The sequence below is a fragment of the Metamycoplasma neophronis genome, from assembly GCF_006491995.1.
In the GTDB taxonomy this organism is placed as follows: Bacteria; Bacillota_I; Bacilli_A; order Mycoplasmatales; family Metamycoplasmataceae; genus Metamycoplasma; species Metamycoplasma neophronis.
The window spans coordinates 1-603 of record NZ_VHHP01000037.1 but is presented as its reverse complement, the minus strand read 5'-3'; the positions used below and the strand labels follow the sequence as shown (position 1 = coordinate 603).

Annotated in this window: 1 protein-coding gene; it reads right to left on the bottom strand. The window is 65.3% G+C overall.

Annotated features, from left to right (window positions below):
• Positions 1–603: preprotein translocase subunit SecA (locus tag FJR74_RS08400; protein WP_503465748.1), on the bottom strand; the 603-nt coding region annotated here is incomplete at both ends.

The window sequence follows — 603 nt, the reverse complement described above, 5'->3', positions numbered from 1 at the left end:
TGCCCAGCACGTACAGGCCGCCGGCCTCGATTACTTCCTTGGCCTCCTTGCTGGCTTCCTCTTTGACGATGGGCAGTTCGGAGTGCCAGGCCGCCTCGTACTCCTCGGGCGTCTCCACCGGATCCAGGCCGCGTTCGCGCAGCCGCTGATCGGTGAGAAAGTCGACGTTGCCGCCCAGCACAATGTCGGTGCCGCGACCGGCCATGTTGGTGGCGACGGTGACGCCGCCGCGGCGGCCCGCCACCGCGATGATGGTCGCCTCTTGCTCGTGGTACTTGGCGTTGAGCACATTGTGCGGGATGCGCCGCTTGGTGAACTGCCGCGACAGATACTCCGAGCGCTCCACGCTGGTGGTGCCGATCAGCACCGGCTGTCCCTTCGCGTAGCGCTCGGCGACGTCGTCGACCACCGCGATGTACTTGGCCTCCTCGGTCTTGTAGATCAGGTCGGACTGGTCTTCACGGATCATCGGCATGTTGGTCGGGATGCTGACCACGCCCAGCTTGTAGATCTCGTGCAGCTCGGCCGCCTCCGTCTGGGCGGTGCCGGTCATGCCGGCGAGCTTGTCGTAGAGCCGGAAGTAGTTCTGCAGCGTGATGGTGG